The sequence below is a fragment of the Psychrobacter sp. SHUES1 genome, assembly GCF_001652315.1.
Lineage (GTDB): Bacteria > Pseudomonadota > Gammaproteobacteria > Pseudomonadales > Moraxellaceae > Psychrobacter > Psychrobacter faecalis.
This window is the reverse complement of sequence record NZ_LXWA01000115.1, coordinates 60,815-75,246: the sequence shown is the minus strand read 5'-3', so window position 1 is coordinate 75,246 and position 14,432 is coordinate 60,815. Positions and strand designations below refer to the sequence as shown.

Annotated in this window: 12 protein-coding genes; 2 read left to right on the top strand and 10 right to left on the bottom strand. The window is 45.2% G+C overall.

The window, feature by feature from the left end; all coding sequences use genetic code 11:
- Nucleotides 1-327: 327 nt before the first annotated feature.
- From A7325_RS13310 to A7325_RS13270, 8 genes are all read right to left on the bottom strand, one after another.
- Nucleotides 328-1,581 (bottom strand): NAD(P)/FAD-dependent oxidoreductase, encoded by a 1,254-nt coding sequence (locus tag A7325_RS13310; RefSeq protein ID WP_068408925.1) that lies wholly within the window; start codon nt 1,579-1,581, stop codon nt 328-330.
- 76 nt (nt 1,582-1,657) lie between these two features.
- Nucleotides 1,658-2,686, bottom strand: a complete 1,029-nt coding sequence (locus tag A7325_RS13305) for an ornithine cyclodeaminase family protein (protein WP_068408923.1) — start codon at nt 2,684-2,686, stop codon at nt 1,658-1,660.
- A gap of 268 nt (nt 2,687-2,954) precedes the next feature.
- Nucleotides 2,955-4,241 (bottom strand): NAD(P)/FAD-dependent oxidoreductase, encoded by a 1,287-nt coding sequence (locus tag A7325_RS13295; RefSeq protein ID WP_068408919.1) that lies wholly within the window; start codon nt 4,239-4,241, stop codon nt 2,955-2,957.
- 14 nt (nt 4,242-4,255) lie between these two features.
- Nucleotides 4,256-5,716: a Na+/H+ antiporter NhaC gene (gene nhaC / locus A7325_RS13290; RefSeq protein ID WP_068408917.1), complete on the bottom strand. Its 1,461-nt coding sequence runs from the start codon at nt 5,714-5,716 to the stop codon at nt 4,256-4,258.
- Between the two features lie 151 nt (nt 5,717-5,867).
- Nucleotides 5,868-7,358, bottom strand: coding sequence for an aldehyde dehydrogenase family protein (locus A7325_RS13285; protein WP_068408915.1), 1,491 nt, complete (start codon nt 7,356-7,358; stop codon nt 5,868-5,870).
- Nucleotides 7,359-7,499: 141 nt separating this feature from the next.
- Entirely contained in the window at nt 7,500-8,942 is a 1,443-nt protein-coding gene (locus A7325_RS13280; RefSeq protein ID WP_068408935.1) for a VOC family protein, read from the bottom strand.
- Between the two features lie 151 nt (nt 8,943-9,093).
- Nucleotides 9,094-10,365, bottom strand: coding sequence for an aspartate aminotransferase family protein (locus A7325_RS13275; protein WP_068408913.1), 1,272 nt, complete (start codon nt 10,363-10,365; stop codon nt 9,094-9,096).
- Between the two features lie 313 nt (nt 10,366-10,678).
- The gene (locus A7325_RS13270) at nt 10,679-11,635 is read right to left on the bottom strand and encodes a LysR substrate-binding domain-containing protein (RefSeq protein ID WP_068408911.1); all 957 of its coding nucleotides are present in this window, start codon (nt 11,633-11,635) and stop codon (nt 10,679-10,681) included.
- Between the two features lie 232 nt (nt 11,636-11,867).
- Here A7325_RS13270 and A7325_RS13265 point away from each other — a divergent pair, with 232 nt between their 5' ends.
- Nucleotides 11,868-12,281, top strand: coding sequence for a hypothetical protein (locus A7325_RS13265; RefSeq protein ID WP_068408909.1), 414 nt, complete (start codon nt 11,868-11,870; stop codon nt 12,279-12,281).
- Nucleotides 12,282-12,422: 141 nt separating this feature from the next.
- Here A7325_RS13265 and A7325_RS13260 read toward each other — a convergent pair whose 3' ends face one another.
- Nucleotides 12,423-12,863, bottom strand: coding sequence for an MgtC/SapB family protein (locus tag A7325_RS13260; RefSeq protein ID WP_068408907.1), 441 nt, complete (start codon nt 12,861-12,863; stop codon nt 12,423-12,425).
- 291 nt (nt 12,864-13,154) lie between these two features.
- Here A7325_RS13260 and A7325_RS13255 point away from each other — a divergent pair, with 291 nt between their 5' ends.
- Entirely contained in the window at nt 13,155-13,631 is a 477-nt protein-coding gene (locus A7325_RS13255) for a CinA family protein (RefSeq protein ID WP_068408905.1), read from the top strand.
- Here the strand turns inward: A7325_RS13255 and A7325_RS13250 are convergent.
- Nucleotides 13,628-14,308 carry a DUF421 domain-containing protein gene (locus A7325_RS13250; protein WP_068408903.1) on the bottom strand — a complete coding sequence of 227 codons (681 nt, stop codon included), beginning with the start codon at nt 14,306-14,308 and terminating at the stop codon, nt 13,628-13,630. The two genes, A7325_RS13255 and A7325_RS13250, sit on opposite strands and share 4 nt — an antisense overlap.
- Nucleotides 14,309-14,432: the final 124 nt, after the last annotated feature.

Here is a 14,432-nt window from a genome sequence, read left to right as displayed (position 1 = left end):
GAGCTATCTAATCGTTGTTATGACAGTTATGAGGCTATTGTCGATGCCACTTGCTTGGCTTGGAATAATTTGCTTAAACAGCCACAAAGAATTCGGTCGTTAACTGCTCGTGCTTGGGCGCAACTTTAATTGTTGGGTTTGGTATTACCTCATTTCCATTTTTTTAGGGTGGGTGTTTGACTATCAATGATGCTAACGATATGCCTTAAGCGTTACGATAGAGCACCGTATCTTGCTTATTAATCAGTAGGAATGAAAATAAAATAGATAATGCAAGAAGGAAAGATAGGAGAAGCAGAAGAGTCAGGAAGTTGCTGCGGAAAACGGTTAAAAACTAGCAGTAAAACGATGACTACTAAAGGGCTTGGAATCGATAAATAATGGCTTATTATGGATCATCTCTTCGATAAGACGCCCTGTGACTGGTCCTAATGTCAGCCCCTGATGAGCATGACCAAACGCAAACCACAAGTTATCATGTTTTGATGCAGGGCCAATCACTGGCTTCATATCTGGCATACAAGGCCTTGTCCCGCACCATGCTTCAGACTCCACGGCATCTTCAAGTGGCACAAGTTTTCTTGCATGAGTCAGCACGGCTTCTAGTTGGGCGAATTTTTTTGGCGCGTCTAAATTTGCCATTTCAGCACCCGTAGTAACTCTGATGCCTTGCTCCATTGCACCCATCACAAACCCTTTATCGACATCAAATAAGCTGTGTGAAAGGGCGTTTTTGGGTGTGATCTTAAAATGCTGATGGTAGCCACGCATAGGAAACATCGGTATGTTATAACCCAGTGGCTTGATAAGCTCAGCTGACCAAGGCCCTGCCGCTATCACGACATGCTGACAGACGTAGGTATCATCGCCGCATACAACTTGCCAGCCTTCTGCCGTTTGCATAATATCTGTCACGGTTGACTGCTTAACCTCGCCCGCCATCGCTGCAAAGCTTTTCGCATAGGCTTTTACAAGGCGACTGGGATTTTTTATTTGCCACGAGTTTTTCCAGTGGATACCGCCAATATAATCGGTAACGTTTAGATTTGGCTCTAGGGCTTGCAGCGCTACTAGCGATAGCACTTGATACTCTACGCCTTGCTCCGCAGCCTTTACGGCTTTGCTAATAGCTTTTTCAAAATCAATCGAATGACGATGAAGCTCAATCCAGCCTATTTTACTGACCAACACTTCTGCGCCAGCCGCTTTAATCATCGGCTCGTGCTCATTGGTACAATGCTCAATCAGCGTCGCCCATCCTTTATCGATAACTTCGATATTTTTTGGGCTGGAATGTAGCCAGTACTGAAATAAAGGGCGCTGAAAACCATAAATTGCCGACCAACGGTAGCGAATATCGGTACGGTTATTGGGCAGTACACTAAAAATCTCTTTAGCACTTCGCGGAAAGGGTTTGGTATTGACCGCTTCTCTGGTGATAATGCCCGCATTACCATAGGAGGTTTCTTCTCCTGGGAGCTTTTTATCAAGTAACAGCACCTGCGCGTTGTTTTTTTGCAGATGCCACGCGATAGAGGTTCCTACGATGCCTGCCCCAACTACAATCACGTCATAGCGCATATCAATACTCTTCGAGATCGTTAGACCAAAATAAAAACGTTGTCTTAAAAACTGTTACCTTAATAGCAGCCAGATTTTATAACGCAACAAACTGGCCCAAACCTTCTTTTTTGGCCTTTTGAGCAACCTTTAACGCGACGGCAGCATCGAAGCTTGCCGCGCCAACCGACTTAAACAGCGTGATACCTTTATCGGCATTTAGGTCAATTTGCACTTTTTCATTGACCAAATCACTTAGCGTCCCCGTCAGCTTATCCCACGTCCAAGTACTATCAGCGTCTTCATGAGCCTGTATCAAATCGCCCGCTTCATGTAAGCCGCCCTCGGCGTCGTCGATAATGACAGACGTGCTGGCTTCTATCACCGAATTGCTCACTTCCTTCATCGATGCTTGATAGGCACCAACGGCATTGATATGAGCGTCGGCTTTTATCTGCGCCGCTTCGAACAAGCCTGACGTCGCACGCGTTGCCAAATTGATAATATCGGCGTCTTGAATCGCCGCTTCGATATCGTCGCACACCGTAAAATCAACGTCCCATTGTGGGTAGTCTTTTTTAAATTTCTCCTGAAATTTATGCGCGGTCTGCTCGGTTCGGTTCCAAAGATTCACCTGCTTGATATTTGGACGTACGGTAAGAATAGCGTTAAGCTGCTCATACGCCATACCGCCCGTGCCGACCACTGCTGCCACCTGACTATCGGGATTGGCTAAATATTTAGTTGCGATACCGGACAGCGCCGCGGTACGTACCTGGGTGATGTATACCCCATCCAAAAAGGCCAACATCTCTCCTGTGTCATTGTCGGAGACCGTGACATTGGCCATGGTTGTTGGTTTATCACGCTTAGGATTGTCCGAGCAGATAGTGACCAGCTTGACGACTGCGTATTCATTAGTACCGTCAAATACCACTGCCGGCATGGATAAATGGCTGCCGGAGCTTTTTGTACTACTGTCCTCAAAAGTCGGAATAACAAGGCGTTCAGGCGTTTTAACCCAAGTCGGATGCTCGCCTTGCACGTTGAGTAATTCCTCAATCGCCTCAATTGCCATCGACATGGTCAGCTGTTTTTTTACCGTATGAATGTCTAAAATTCGCATAATGTTCCTTAAACTGCCCTGTAATTTTATTATTAACAATCCCTAAATGTGACATTAAAAAAGCTAACAAGCAACCTATCTCACCTTAAAACGCTTACCACGGCTCATAATATTATTTGGCGCAAGTTTTTTAACCTCTCATCAATCAATAATCTTAGCGATAAGCTTAAATGTATGACTTACAACGACGGCCATATTGGCTATGATATTTATAAAAATTTAGTCGTACTTTAACCAAGTAAATAACCACACTATGTAAATAAACATGCTATCTGATAATTTTAAGGCATTGACCAGCGTGGTATAAAGTCAATCCCAACTCCGTAAAGCCAGATTTAATGCCTGCAAAAGGGATTTTCGCTTCTTCTAACGTCTTAAATGGAATAGGAATACTGTCTCTATTACCAGTCAATATATACTCAGCAAAGCATTTACCCATGAGCGTACCAGTAGTGATGCCGCGACCATTATAGGCGGTCGCGGTCAACAAACCTTCATCGGGCTCCATCACGCGAAAGATATGATCTTGGGTAAAGCCAAAGCTACCGCACCACTCATATTGCCAATTAAAGGCCGGCAGATCTGGATAATAGCTTTTTTGCACCGCATTGGCCCATGACTGATAAAAGGATTTTGGTTTCATCTGCGTACCACCAACTGTGCCCAATAATAGACGATTGTCATTATCACGGCGGAAACTTGATAACGCCAAACGGGTATCCCACGCCCCTGTTTTATAAGGTAAAATGCGCTCTGCCGCCTCGCCGCTCAGTGGTTCAGAGGCGATTTGATAGTAATAAACCAAATAAAATGTTTTCTTAATTTCTGTCCATTCGCCTTCGCTATAGGCATTGGTAGCGATGATGACGCGCTCAGACTTGACGCGCGCTTTGGCGGTTCTTGCATACCAATGACCGTCCACCTTTTCTAGTGCTTCAACGCCAGAATGCTCGTAAATCGTCACGCCAAGATTGGTGGCAACTTTGGCAAGCCCTCTGACATACGCCAGCGGATTGATGGTACCTGCGCGATGGTCTAATAAGGCTTTATTGATACTGGTGGTACCGCAGTATTCATGGCATTTGCTGCCAGTCAATACCTCAACATTGGCACCGCGGCGGCGCAGCTGCTCGTATCTGATATCGACATCGATTTCACCTTTGGCATTATGGGCCATGTGAAGGTTGCCCGCTTGAGTGGCTTGGGCGTCGATATCATAGCGTTTGATTAAGTCGAATACCAAACTTGGTGCTTGCCCAAGCGCTTGGGTCAAACGCTCACCGGCTGCTTCACCCAGACTGATATTCAAGTCATCAGGGCGCGCCCAAGTTCCGGCGTTCACGAGCCCAACGCTTTTTCCCGAGCCGCCACTACCGATGGTTTGGCTTTCAAGCAAGACAACCTTGACGCCTTTTTCAGCCAAATGAATCGCCGCTGACAATCCGGTATATCCGCCGCCAATGATGCACACCGCCGCTTGGGTATCGCTACTCATTTGGCTATAAGCGTCAATATTCGGCGCGGTCATGTTCCATAAACACTGCTCTTGCAACATATCATATTCCTTTATTAGCGCGCTTCATTGACAGAAAAAGCAACATCAACCTTTTTTACTTCAGGCTCTTCGCGCGGTATGAACTTATCAAGGAACGCCCATAACAGCCCAAATAAAGGCGACAACCAACACGCAAAAGCAAAAGGTGCATAGGTCAATGTTGCTATCCCAAGTGTCGCTGCCACAAAGCTACCGCCCATATTCCACGGGATAAGGGGTGACAAAAGCGTACCCGCGTCTTCGATAGAGCGCGTCAAGGTCGTGCGCTTATAGCCCATGTCTTTATATTTGTCTTGCAATAAACGCCCTGGCAAAACACAGGTCGTGTAAACATCACCAATCAGCGTACCGACACTCAGCACACTGCCGTACGTCGTAAAAACCAACCCCAAACGCGATTTTACGAAATGGTTAATTTTCGCCATGATGGCTTTGAGCGTACCGTAGTGCTCAAGCGCCCCAACAAAACCCAGAGCAAATATCGTTAAGCTGATCACCCATGTCATCGACATAACGCCGCCCTTTGACAACAATTGATCTACCACTTCAAAACCCGTCTCACTGACAAAGCCATTTTGTAAAACATTAAAAACATCACTCACGCCCACGCCTTGCATAAAGACGGCAATCACTGAGCCTACCAGCACCCCGCTTAATACGGTCGGTATCGCTGGCATTTTCATCACAGCGGCGACAATAACCACTAACGCTGGCAATAAGGTGATGATACTTAAATTGTAATTGGCCGCTAAGTTATCCTGCAATGCACGAATAGAAGACAAATCGATGCTATCGTCACCATAACCCATGCCAATCCAAGCATAGAGCGCCAAAGCCGTAATCATGGCGGGCACGGTCGTCGGCAGCATACCTTTGATATGATCCCAAAGGTCTACACCCGCCGCGGCTGGGGTTAAGTTAGTGGTATCTGACAGCGGTGACATTTTGTCGCCAAAAAAAGCACCGGAGACGATAGCACCACCTGTTAGGTGCGCGGGTATACCAAGCCCCATACCAATTCCCATCATCGCAAGACCCACGGTACCAACCGTGCCCCACGAGGTACCCGTAGCGACAGAAATAATGGCGCAAATAAGACAGACGGAAAATAAAAACGAGGAAGGCGAGAAAATACTAAAACCGTAGTACAGAATGGTCGGCACGGTTCCGGCGATAATCCATGCGCCGATGAGCATACCGACGCCCATCAGGATAATCATCGCTGGCAAACCGATTTTAATAACCTTTAAAAACCGCTCTTCCATACCTTGCCAACTGCGGCCACGCAGTTTCATAAACAAACCGGTGATTAAAATACCGCAGGCTAAGGGTATATGAGGGGTAAAATCTTTGAAAACAAAAAACTGTATCATTAGAATGATGGCAGTCAATACAAGCGGCGCAATATCGAGTAAAAAGCTAGACGACGGATCATAGCCGTCTATATCGGGGTTATGCGTTTTATCATCGATCATAATAGTTCTACCTTCCTTAGTAGTCGTCGATGGGAGTGGCAACCAATCCTTGATTGCTTATCATTTTTAGCCTGCCAAGCTTATATAAATTAGGCTTGGCAGTTTATTGATAAATACATCAAATTAGCAAAAGTTTGTGCTCACCTTTTTATTAACCAAAGCTAATACCTTGGGCAAGTGGCAGCTCTTTTGAATAGTTGATGGTATTGGTCTGACGGCGCATATAGACTTTCCACGCATCAGAGCCAGATTCACGGCCACCGCCGGTTTCTTTTTCACCGCCAAACGCGCCGCCAATCTCAGCGCCACTGGTACCGATATTGACGTTGGCAATACCGCAATCACTGCCGCGGTCACTGAGGAAAGTCTCCGCTTCACGCAAATCATTGGTAAAGACGCATGACGATAGGCCTTGTGGCACATCGTTTTGCATCTCAATCGCTTCGTCAAAGTCTTGGTAGGTCATGACATACAGAATCGGCGCAAACGTCTCACTTCTGGCGACATCGTTTTGCTCGTCAAACTCGACAATGGCAGGCGTTACGTAATAGGCGTTAGGATATTTGTCTGCAAGGACGCGCTCGCCGCCCGTGACCGTGCCGCCTGCTTCTCGCGCCTTTTCCAACGCCACTTGCATATTATTAAAGCTGTCTTCATCGATAAGCGGACCAACCAGATTGCCTTCTAGTGGATGACCGATGCTAACGGTTTCATAAGCAGACTTGATGCGCGGTAGGATGTCGTCTTTGATAGAGTCATGGACAAATAGGCGGCGCAATGTCGTACAGCGCTGACCCGCTGTACCAACCGCGGAGAATAAAATGCCGCGTAACGCTAAGTCTAAATCGGCACTTGGTGCCAAAATCATGGCGTTGTTGCCGCCAAGCTCAAGCAAGCATTTACCAAAACGATTGGCAACTTTTGGCCCGACTTCTCGGCCCATACGCGTACTGCCGGTGGCGCTCACCAAAGCAACATCTTTATGCTCAACCAAGGCGTTACCGACATCGGTCTTGCCGAGTAAGACTTGTGATAGATGGTCTGGCGCATCGCCAAATTTGGTCAAGGCTTTTTCAAACAATGCCTGACAGGCCAAAGCGACAAGCGGGGTTTTTTCTGATGGTTTCCAAATCACAGGGTTACCGCAGACGATAGCCAGTGCGGTATTCCAAGACCAAACCGCAACGGGAAAGTTAAAGGCTGAGATGACACCAATCACCCCGAGCGGATGCCATGTCTCGCGCATGTGATGGCCTGGGCGCTCTGACGCAATCGTCAAACCATAAAGCTGACGCGACACCCCGACGGCAAAGTCGCAAATATCAATCATTTCTTGCACTTCGCCTAGGCCTTCTTCTTTAATCTTGCCGGCTTCAAATGACACCAGCATGCCTAAGTCTTCTTTATGCTCGCGCAGCACTTCACCAAGCAGGCGCACCAGCTCGCCACGTCTTGGCGCAGGCACCACGCGCCATTCTTTAAAAGCTTTTTTGGCATTGGCAATCTTGGTATCGACCTCATCAACGCTGTCCAATGTTATGCTGCCAATCACCGAGCCATCAATTGGGCTATTGACGTCAAAATCACCATTTTGATATAGCGCTTCTTCGACGCCCATCGCGGCCATATACTGCTTGATCATAATCCATCCCTTTTATTAATTTATACTTCCTTGAAGACTTATTAACTTAACTTGCACCCAGCTAAGTTGCAAAATAATTAATTTCGTACTGCCATTCCTTTTTGGAATGCTCATTAATAGTTCCAATTATCTATCACTGTTTTAGATAACATCATTTAAAGCTTTACTATTTAGATTCGCCAAACAGGCTTTGAGACTTTGGGCTTGCAGCGTTTGATAAAGCGCAAGCTCATCGTACACCTGAGCGCCCAAAGCATTCTCAAACGCTTCTTTATTGGTATGAACTTCACCCTTACTTTGTTTGCCGCCGTTTTCATTGCCGTTTGCACTGTCGTTTGTGCTGTCGTCATGCAGATTGGACTGAAAAATCCCCGCCGCACTGACGGGTAAAAAATCCTCATAAACGATAGGTTCTAGGCGAATCATTTCTTGCTCAAGTAAATCAGTAACCACTTGCTTTGATATAGAATCATTTATACTTTCTACTTCTAAAGAATCTAGTGTCTGTTCAATATCAGCAACGACTATATCTGCATCGCTACCAACTGCTTGATAGTAAAAATACGCCAAACCTTCATCATGCAGCGTTTGATAATCATCAGGGAACGCTGCAAATGCACTTTCTAAAACCTGATAATACTCCGAGGCGTTATCGGCATTTGGCGTCACAGCTAACTGGCGGCGAGCTTGGCTAAGCAGTTGATCATACAGCGCTCTGCCTTTAGGCGTTAAAGCCACGCCGCGCTGCTCAATCTCACCAAAGCGCGCAGTATGATGCCCCGTTTCATAGCCGCCGTTAGGATTTTTAAAGCTAACCGCTTCTTCTAACGCTCTAAAACTGGTCTGACGCAATAAAATAGGACATCTCCGTCTCGGTGGCCCTTCTATAATGGCTTTTGGTGGTATGCCTTTTGCTCGCATACCAGCTTGTACCGCATCGATATCTAAGGTTCGAGGCGTCAGATGGTTGATATGCGGGCCCTTAAAACCGACGACGTCAGCAATAAGTCCGTGTTGGCTTAATAGTTGCTGATAAAGCGCTTTTGAAACGGGTGTTTTGTCATGCCAGCGAAAGGTTTCTAACGCTTCTTTGACAAATTGCTTAGCGTCTTCAGCCACTAGCCCGCCCTGCGCCTCAAAGCGCTTAATTAAATTAACAACGTTATCTGTAAATATTTTGCGCTTATCCAAAGCAGCTATCGCTTCTTGTTTTAATGCTTCATCATCAATCAAATCAAGGCGCAATAGAGAAGTAAAAACGCGAAAGGGACTTTTATTTAAAGACTGCGTGTCAATCGCTCGAAAAGCCGTAGAATGCACAGGCACGCCAGCGGGCGCCAAATCATAGTAACTAACGGGGTACATGCCCATCACCGCAAACAGCCTGCGCATCATGCTTAGCTCAGCGGCGGTGCCTAATCTAATCGCACCGTGGCGCTCCATACCTAGCCTATCAATCTCTCCGGTGTGCTCAAGTTGCTGCCTAATTTCAGGCTGCTTATTTAATACTTCGGTATTTACTTCGCTCACTAAATCGATGAGGTCACCATATAACGGCACTTCTTTTTGGTACATCTCTGACATGGCGATAGAGAAATCGTGGCGAATATCATCGCTATTGATAAAGGTAGGGTTCACAAGTATGTATCCTTTTTAATTAAGGTATTTTTTAGATAAAAACAGTCGTTTCAGAAACTCTCAGCAACTCACAAAAACTCTCAGCAGCTCACAGACACTATAGCTTTGGCATTTCATTAGGAATATCGCTTAGCACCGTTTTTAAAATATTAAGACCCGCCGTTAGGGTTTCAGGCTCAATCGTCAGCGGCGGCAATAAGCGAATAATATGTCGATGCTTACCACTTGGCATCAACAGCAAGCCCTGCTTACGCGCTTGTTTTAAGACATGCGCCATCACACTTGGATGCGTGCCATAAGTTGGATGACGCAGCTTGATACCGCGCATCGCGCCAACTCCTGTCAGTCCATATAGCCATGCAGAGAGGTTTTGCTGCTGCCATTCATTGACAGTACTTTCAATGGTGTTGGCATAATGCTTAGCTGATTGCCAGACTTCATCGTCCTGCATGATATCCAAAGTAGCATTTGCCGCCGCACACGCCACTGGATTACCTGAATAGGTTCCGCCCAAGCTCCCTTTTGGCAGACCATTCATCACGCCAGCTTTGCCGACTACCGCTCCAAGTGGTAAGCCGCCGGCGATACTTTTACCGAGCAATAGCAGGTCAGGCTCAACCCCTAAATGCGTAAAGGCAAAAGGCGTACCTGTGCGACCATATCCCGACTGAATCTCATCCATGATGAGGAAGATGCCATGCTCATCACAAAAGCTGCGTAGATATTGGGCAAACGCCGCGGACAGCAGCTGAAACCCACCCTCACCTTGGACGGGCTCGACGATAATGGCGCCGATATTAGCCACATCAGTCTCTACCGCAAAAAGACGCTCTAAAGCCGCGATCGCCTGCTGATCGCTGATATCGTTATCAGGACTAGGAAAAGGAATATGGTAGACGCCGCCGGACAATGGCCCAAGCCCGCGCTTATAAGGCGCGACCTTACCATTTAAATTAACCGCCGCCAATGTACGCCCATGAAAACCACCATCAAAGGCAATCACACCAGTGCGTCCGGTCTGCATACGGGCAATTTTTATGGCATTTTCGGTGGCTTCTGCGCCGCAGTTGGTGAGCATGCCTGTCAGCTTACCCTTAATAGGAATCCATTCACACAGTCTTGGCATAAAGGTTTGGTATGGCTGATGAGCGGCGGCGTTATAAGCATAATGAATCAGCGACTGCGCTTGAGTGACAATCGCGCTGACAATATGAGGATGACAATGACCAAGGTTTAAGACCCCAATACCGCCGACAAAATCAATATAGCAACGGTCTTTATCGTCCCAAACGTTGGCATTTTTACCTTTGACTAATGTCAGCGGATGCACCATCGTAAAGGCATCGGTGACGTTATATAGCTGCTCCATGGTGGTCTCTTATCTTCCTTGATGAGAGAGTCATTTGAGCAAACTGCTCCCCTATCAGCAAACGAATAATAGTTGTGATGTCATTCCTTTTTGTCATTGCCATGCTTATTATTGCCCTGCTTATCATTGCCATGTTTACCATTACCATATTTAACATTGATAAAAAAACCGGCTCAAGGCCGGTGCGTTGCTATCTTTTCAAACGGTACTTTTCAAACTTTGCTTTTACTAACTGTACTTTTTAACCTTGTTAATAGCCAAAGGATTAAAAGCTCACAGGGTTAATCGCTAAAAAGTTCCAATCTGTTTTACATTACAAGATAAAATCCAAGTCTGGCGTAGGCTCCTTTGATTTAGCAAGATAAGCTGAAACCCATTCAATAATGACCTTTATTTTATGCGAGTTGCCCATGGCTAAAGGATAAGACATATAATAAGCTCCCCTGCCTTTTGAGGCATAGCGCCACGCCGTCACCAGAGCGCCTGATTGTAGCTCTGGCGCAACCAAACGCAGTGGCACCAATGCGATACCATAGCCAAGTAGTGCCGCTGAAATAGTCGTATGAAAGGTGTCAAAGCGCGGGCCGACAAAGGTACCATCGATACGAATATCCTGCTGTCTAAAATATTCATACCAAGCGCTAGGGCGTGAGCTGAGTTGTAATAACGTGCAATTATCTATATTGCCTATATCACCCATGCATGCGGCTATGTCTGTTAAATAATCCGGATGACAGACGGCCACATTGTACTCGTCAAACAGCTTAATCGACTCCATGCCGCCCCAAATCCCATCGCCATATAAAAACGCCACATCGACGTTTTGATCTTCAGAAAAAAACGGTCCAGCCAGCTCTTTAATGGTTAAATTAATCAGCGGATTTGCTGCCCCAAAGCCGTTTAATGCAGGCATCAGCCAGCGCGAGCAAAAAGTTGGATGCGAGACGATTTTCAGTACTTCTGAATTATCGCTGTTTGACATCAGACTAGTAGTCGCCGCCTCAATATGTTTGAGGATTTCAAGCACTTCTAAGTAGTAAGTCTTCCCAGCCGGCGTTAAAGATATACGATGCGGGGTGCGATAGAACAGTGACAGATTCAGCATTTCTTCAAGCTGCGCGACTTGTTTACTAATAGCGCTTTGCGTCATGTGCATCTCTTGCGCCGCATTGGTAAAGCTTAAATGCCGCGCTGCTGTCTCAAAGCATTGTAGCGCCGTGGTCGAAGGATACCTTCTAAAAGCAAGTGGGGTTTTATTATCGGGATTCATAATGTATTTTTTCTTTTAGTTACTTATAAATTATTTTAAAGAATATATGATACACAGATTGACAAACCTTTACCTTTATTCACCTGAATTTTTTAAGTTTCTTTATTATATTTAGGCATACTGTCAGTTTAATTATCAGGTTTTTCAATAACCAAGCATAGACGAATAAATCGCTAATCTGGCTAAATCTTATTATAAGCGGACAATCAAAAACAATAACAAGGATATAAAAATGAAAACATCAGTAACGCCTAAAAAGCTTCAAAACAAACTATGGATAGCCTTATTAGCCAGTGTGATTGGGCTTAGCGCTTGCAGCAACGAAAGAGAAGATGCAACGGATGTTAGTACAGAGACTGACACTGCCGACATGACCACGACCAATGACAACGTCCAGTCTACCGATACGCAAGCTGACGAAATGGCGCCTGTAGCCACTACGACAGACAACGAAACCTCGACCACCACGGCGACCACTTCTACAGATACTACCGTCACCTCTACTGACGCGACCGAGAATGATGGAGATCAAACCTATTATTCTGGCGTAGATGGTACAGAAGATGAAGAAAAAGGCGTTGATGCTGTGGTTGTTAATGAAAACAATCCAAACCTCGATCAAACACCGGCAGAGGGCGTGCAATAAATTTGAGCTTGGCAAACCGCATCGCTATACGCAATAGATAAACCGCACAGCAACAGAGACATAAAATAAGCGAGACCATCATGGTTCTCGCTTATTTTATGTCTAATATCTTTTATCCAATCATATTAAATAGCTTAATTATCAATCTTTGCGCCTATGCTTTGGCTTAAAGGGTTTGGAGAATTGCAAAATGATAAATCCAACAACTGAGAGGATAATGGCAATTTCATAGCGCCCATAGGCGACCGAGATACCAATTGCCGCTGTATTCCATAGCCCAGCGGCGGTTGCCGTGCCTTTTGCCCCATTCTCGTTTTTAAAAATAGCCCCACCACCAATAAAACCCATACCAGTTATGATGCCGTACATGATACGAGCTTCTGCGTCCGAGCCTTGATAAATATCCATACCTACCAACATAAAAGCGCACGAGGCAATCGTCACCAAAGGAAAGGTTCTGAGTCCCGCACCATTGTCTTCAAGCTCACGATTAAGGGCAATCGGTAGCGACAGTATAAAAGCAATGCCAAGCTGAAAGGCATGGTAGGTTAAAATCTTCATACTGATATCAAATGCAAACATAGCTATCGCCTAAAAGTCCGTTTAAAGGGTCATCAATCTTATTTAAAACCCAGTCTCTTCAGACTAAGCTAAAAACCGATTTCCTATCAAATATTTTATACTATATAAAGATATTACAAGAACTAATCCTAAAGCTAAATAACATTTAGTGAAGAAAGGTAAGTTTTAAATAATAGTTACGCAAATTCATCAATCCATAAATTGAATAATTACGAGCAAAGTACTGTAATAGTTTAAGTGAATAGTGGTTGTTTTTATTTTACGAGCTTTAATAAAGAAAAGGAGGCAGGCGTGACCGATAGTTGTGTAAAATTACTCGCTGATAAAGGATTGACGGTGGTCTTTATTGAAAGCGCGACCGCGGGCTACTTAGCGCATCGCTTTTCTGTCAGTCCATATTCTGGCGATGTATTAATGGGTGGCCTAGTATGTTATGACGTTTCGATAAAAAAGCAGGTATTAAAAGTACCTAGCCAATTAATTGAGGACTGTACGCCTGAGTCGTTAGAGGTGACGCGTGAGCTGGTCATCAAAGCCAAAAAAATGTTTGAGGCCGATTTACATGTTGCCTGTACGGGGCTATTAAAGCCCGGTGGCTCTGAAACTGAAGAAAAACCCGTCGGCACGTTTTTTTATTGTATCGGCTATCAAGGCGAGATTTATGATTTTCGCAGCCTGTGCCACGGCGCTCCTGAGCAAAAGCTACGCAGTATAAACAGCCTTATTTGTAAAAGTATTATTGAGGTGGTCACCAGTCATACTGCTTAATTTACAAACTTGGTATTGAGCGCTTTCGCCCATCCTTTGGAGTGCTGACAACGCTTGCATCTATCATTTGCCACTTCGATATATTGTACATAACCGCAGTGCATGCAAGCATAGGGATGACTATTTTCTAATACCGTTGCTTTTTTAAATTCCTGTGGAAAAATAGGCAGTCCATACTGCGTTTTCTCAGGCTCAAACAACAACACGCTAAAATCGCCATCCGTTTCGAGCAACCCTACCTGAACCTGACCTAGATGACGCACGCCTTTTTGGCGCATTTCTGAAAAGAACTCATCGTGCGACATTTTGCCCTTTTTGACGTCCTCTAAGACCAATAAACCATCCTCGACAATACAAGTCGGCTTACCTTCTAAGATAAGCTCAAAAATTTTGTACCTTGTCGAGCACCAAGTAAAAAACCGATAAAGTAGCAAGACAATACTCATGATGAGCACTGCTTGAATAAGCGGCAAATCTTCTGTGAACATCGGGTCGCCTGCAATAGAACCCAGTGACAAGATAATGGTTAACTCAAAAATAGAGAGTTGGCGGATGCCGCGTTTGCCCGTAAAGCGTAATAATAAAATAATCAGGCAAAACATGATGATAGTACGTATGGCGATTTCTGCCGCAAAAGACCATGTGGTGTCATAAATAAAAATACTGAACCAATCCATGTTATTTTTCCATTATTCTTTTTTATCGTGTTATTTTTTTATCGTGTCATTTCTCTAAGTATGAGTATATTAAAAAAACGACTGCTCCGCTGTATAGTGCGTTTGTTATTGATGTATAGGCTTG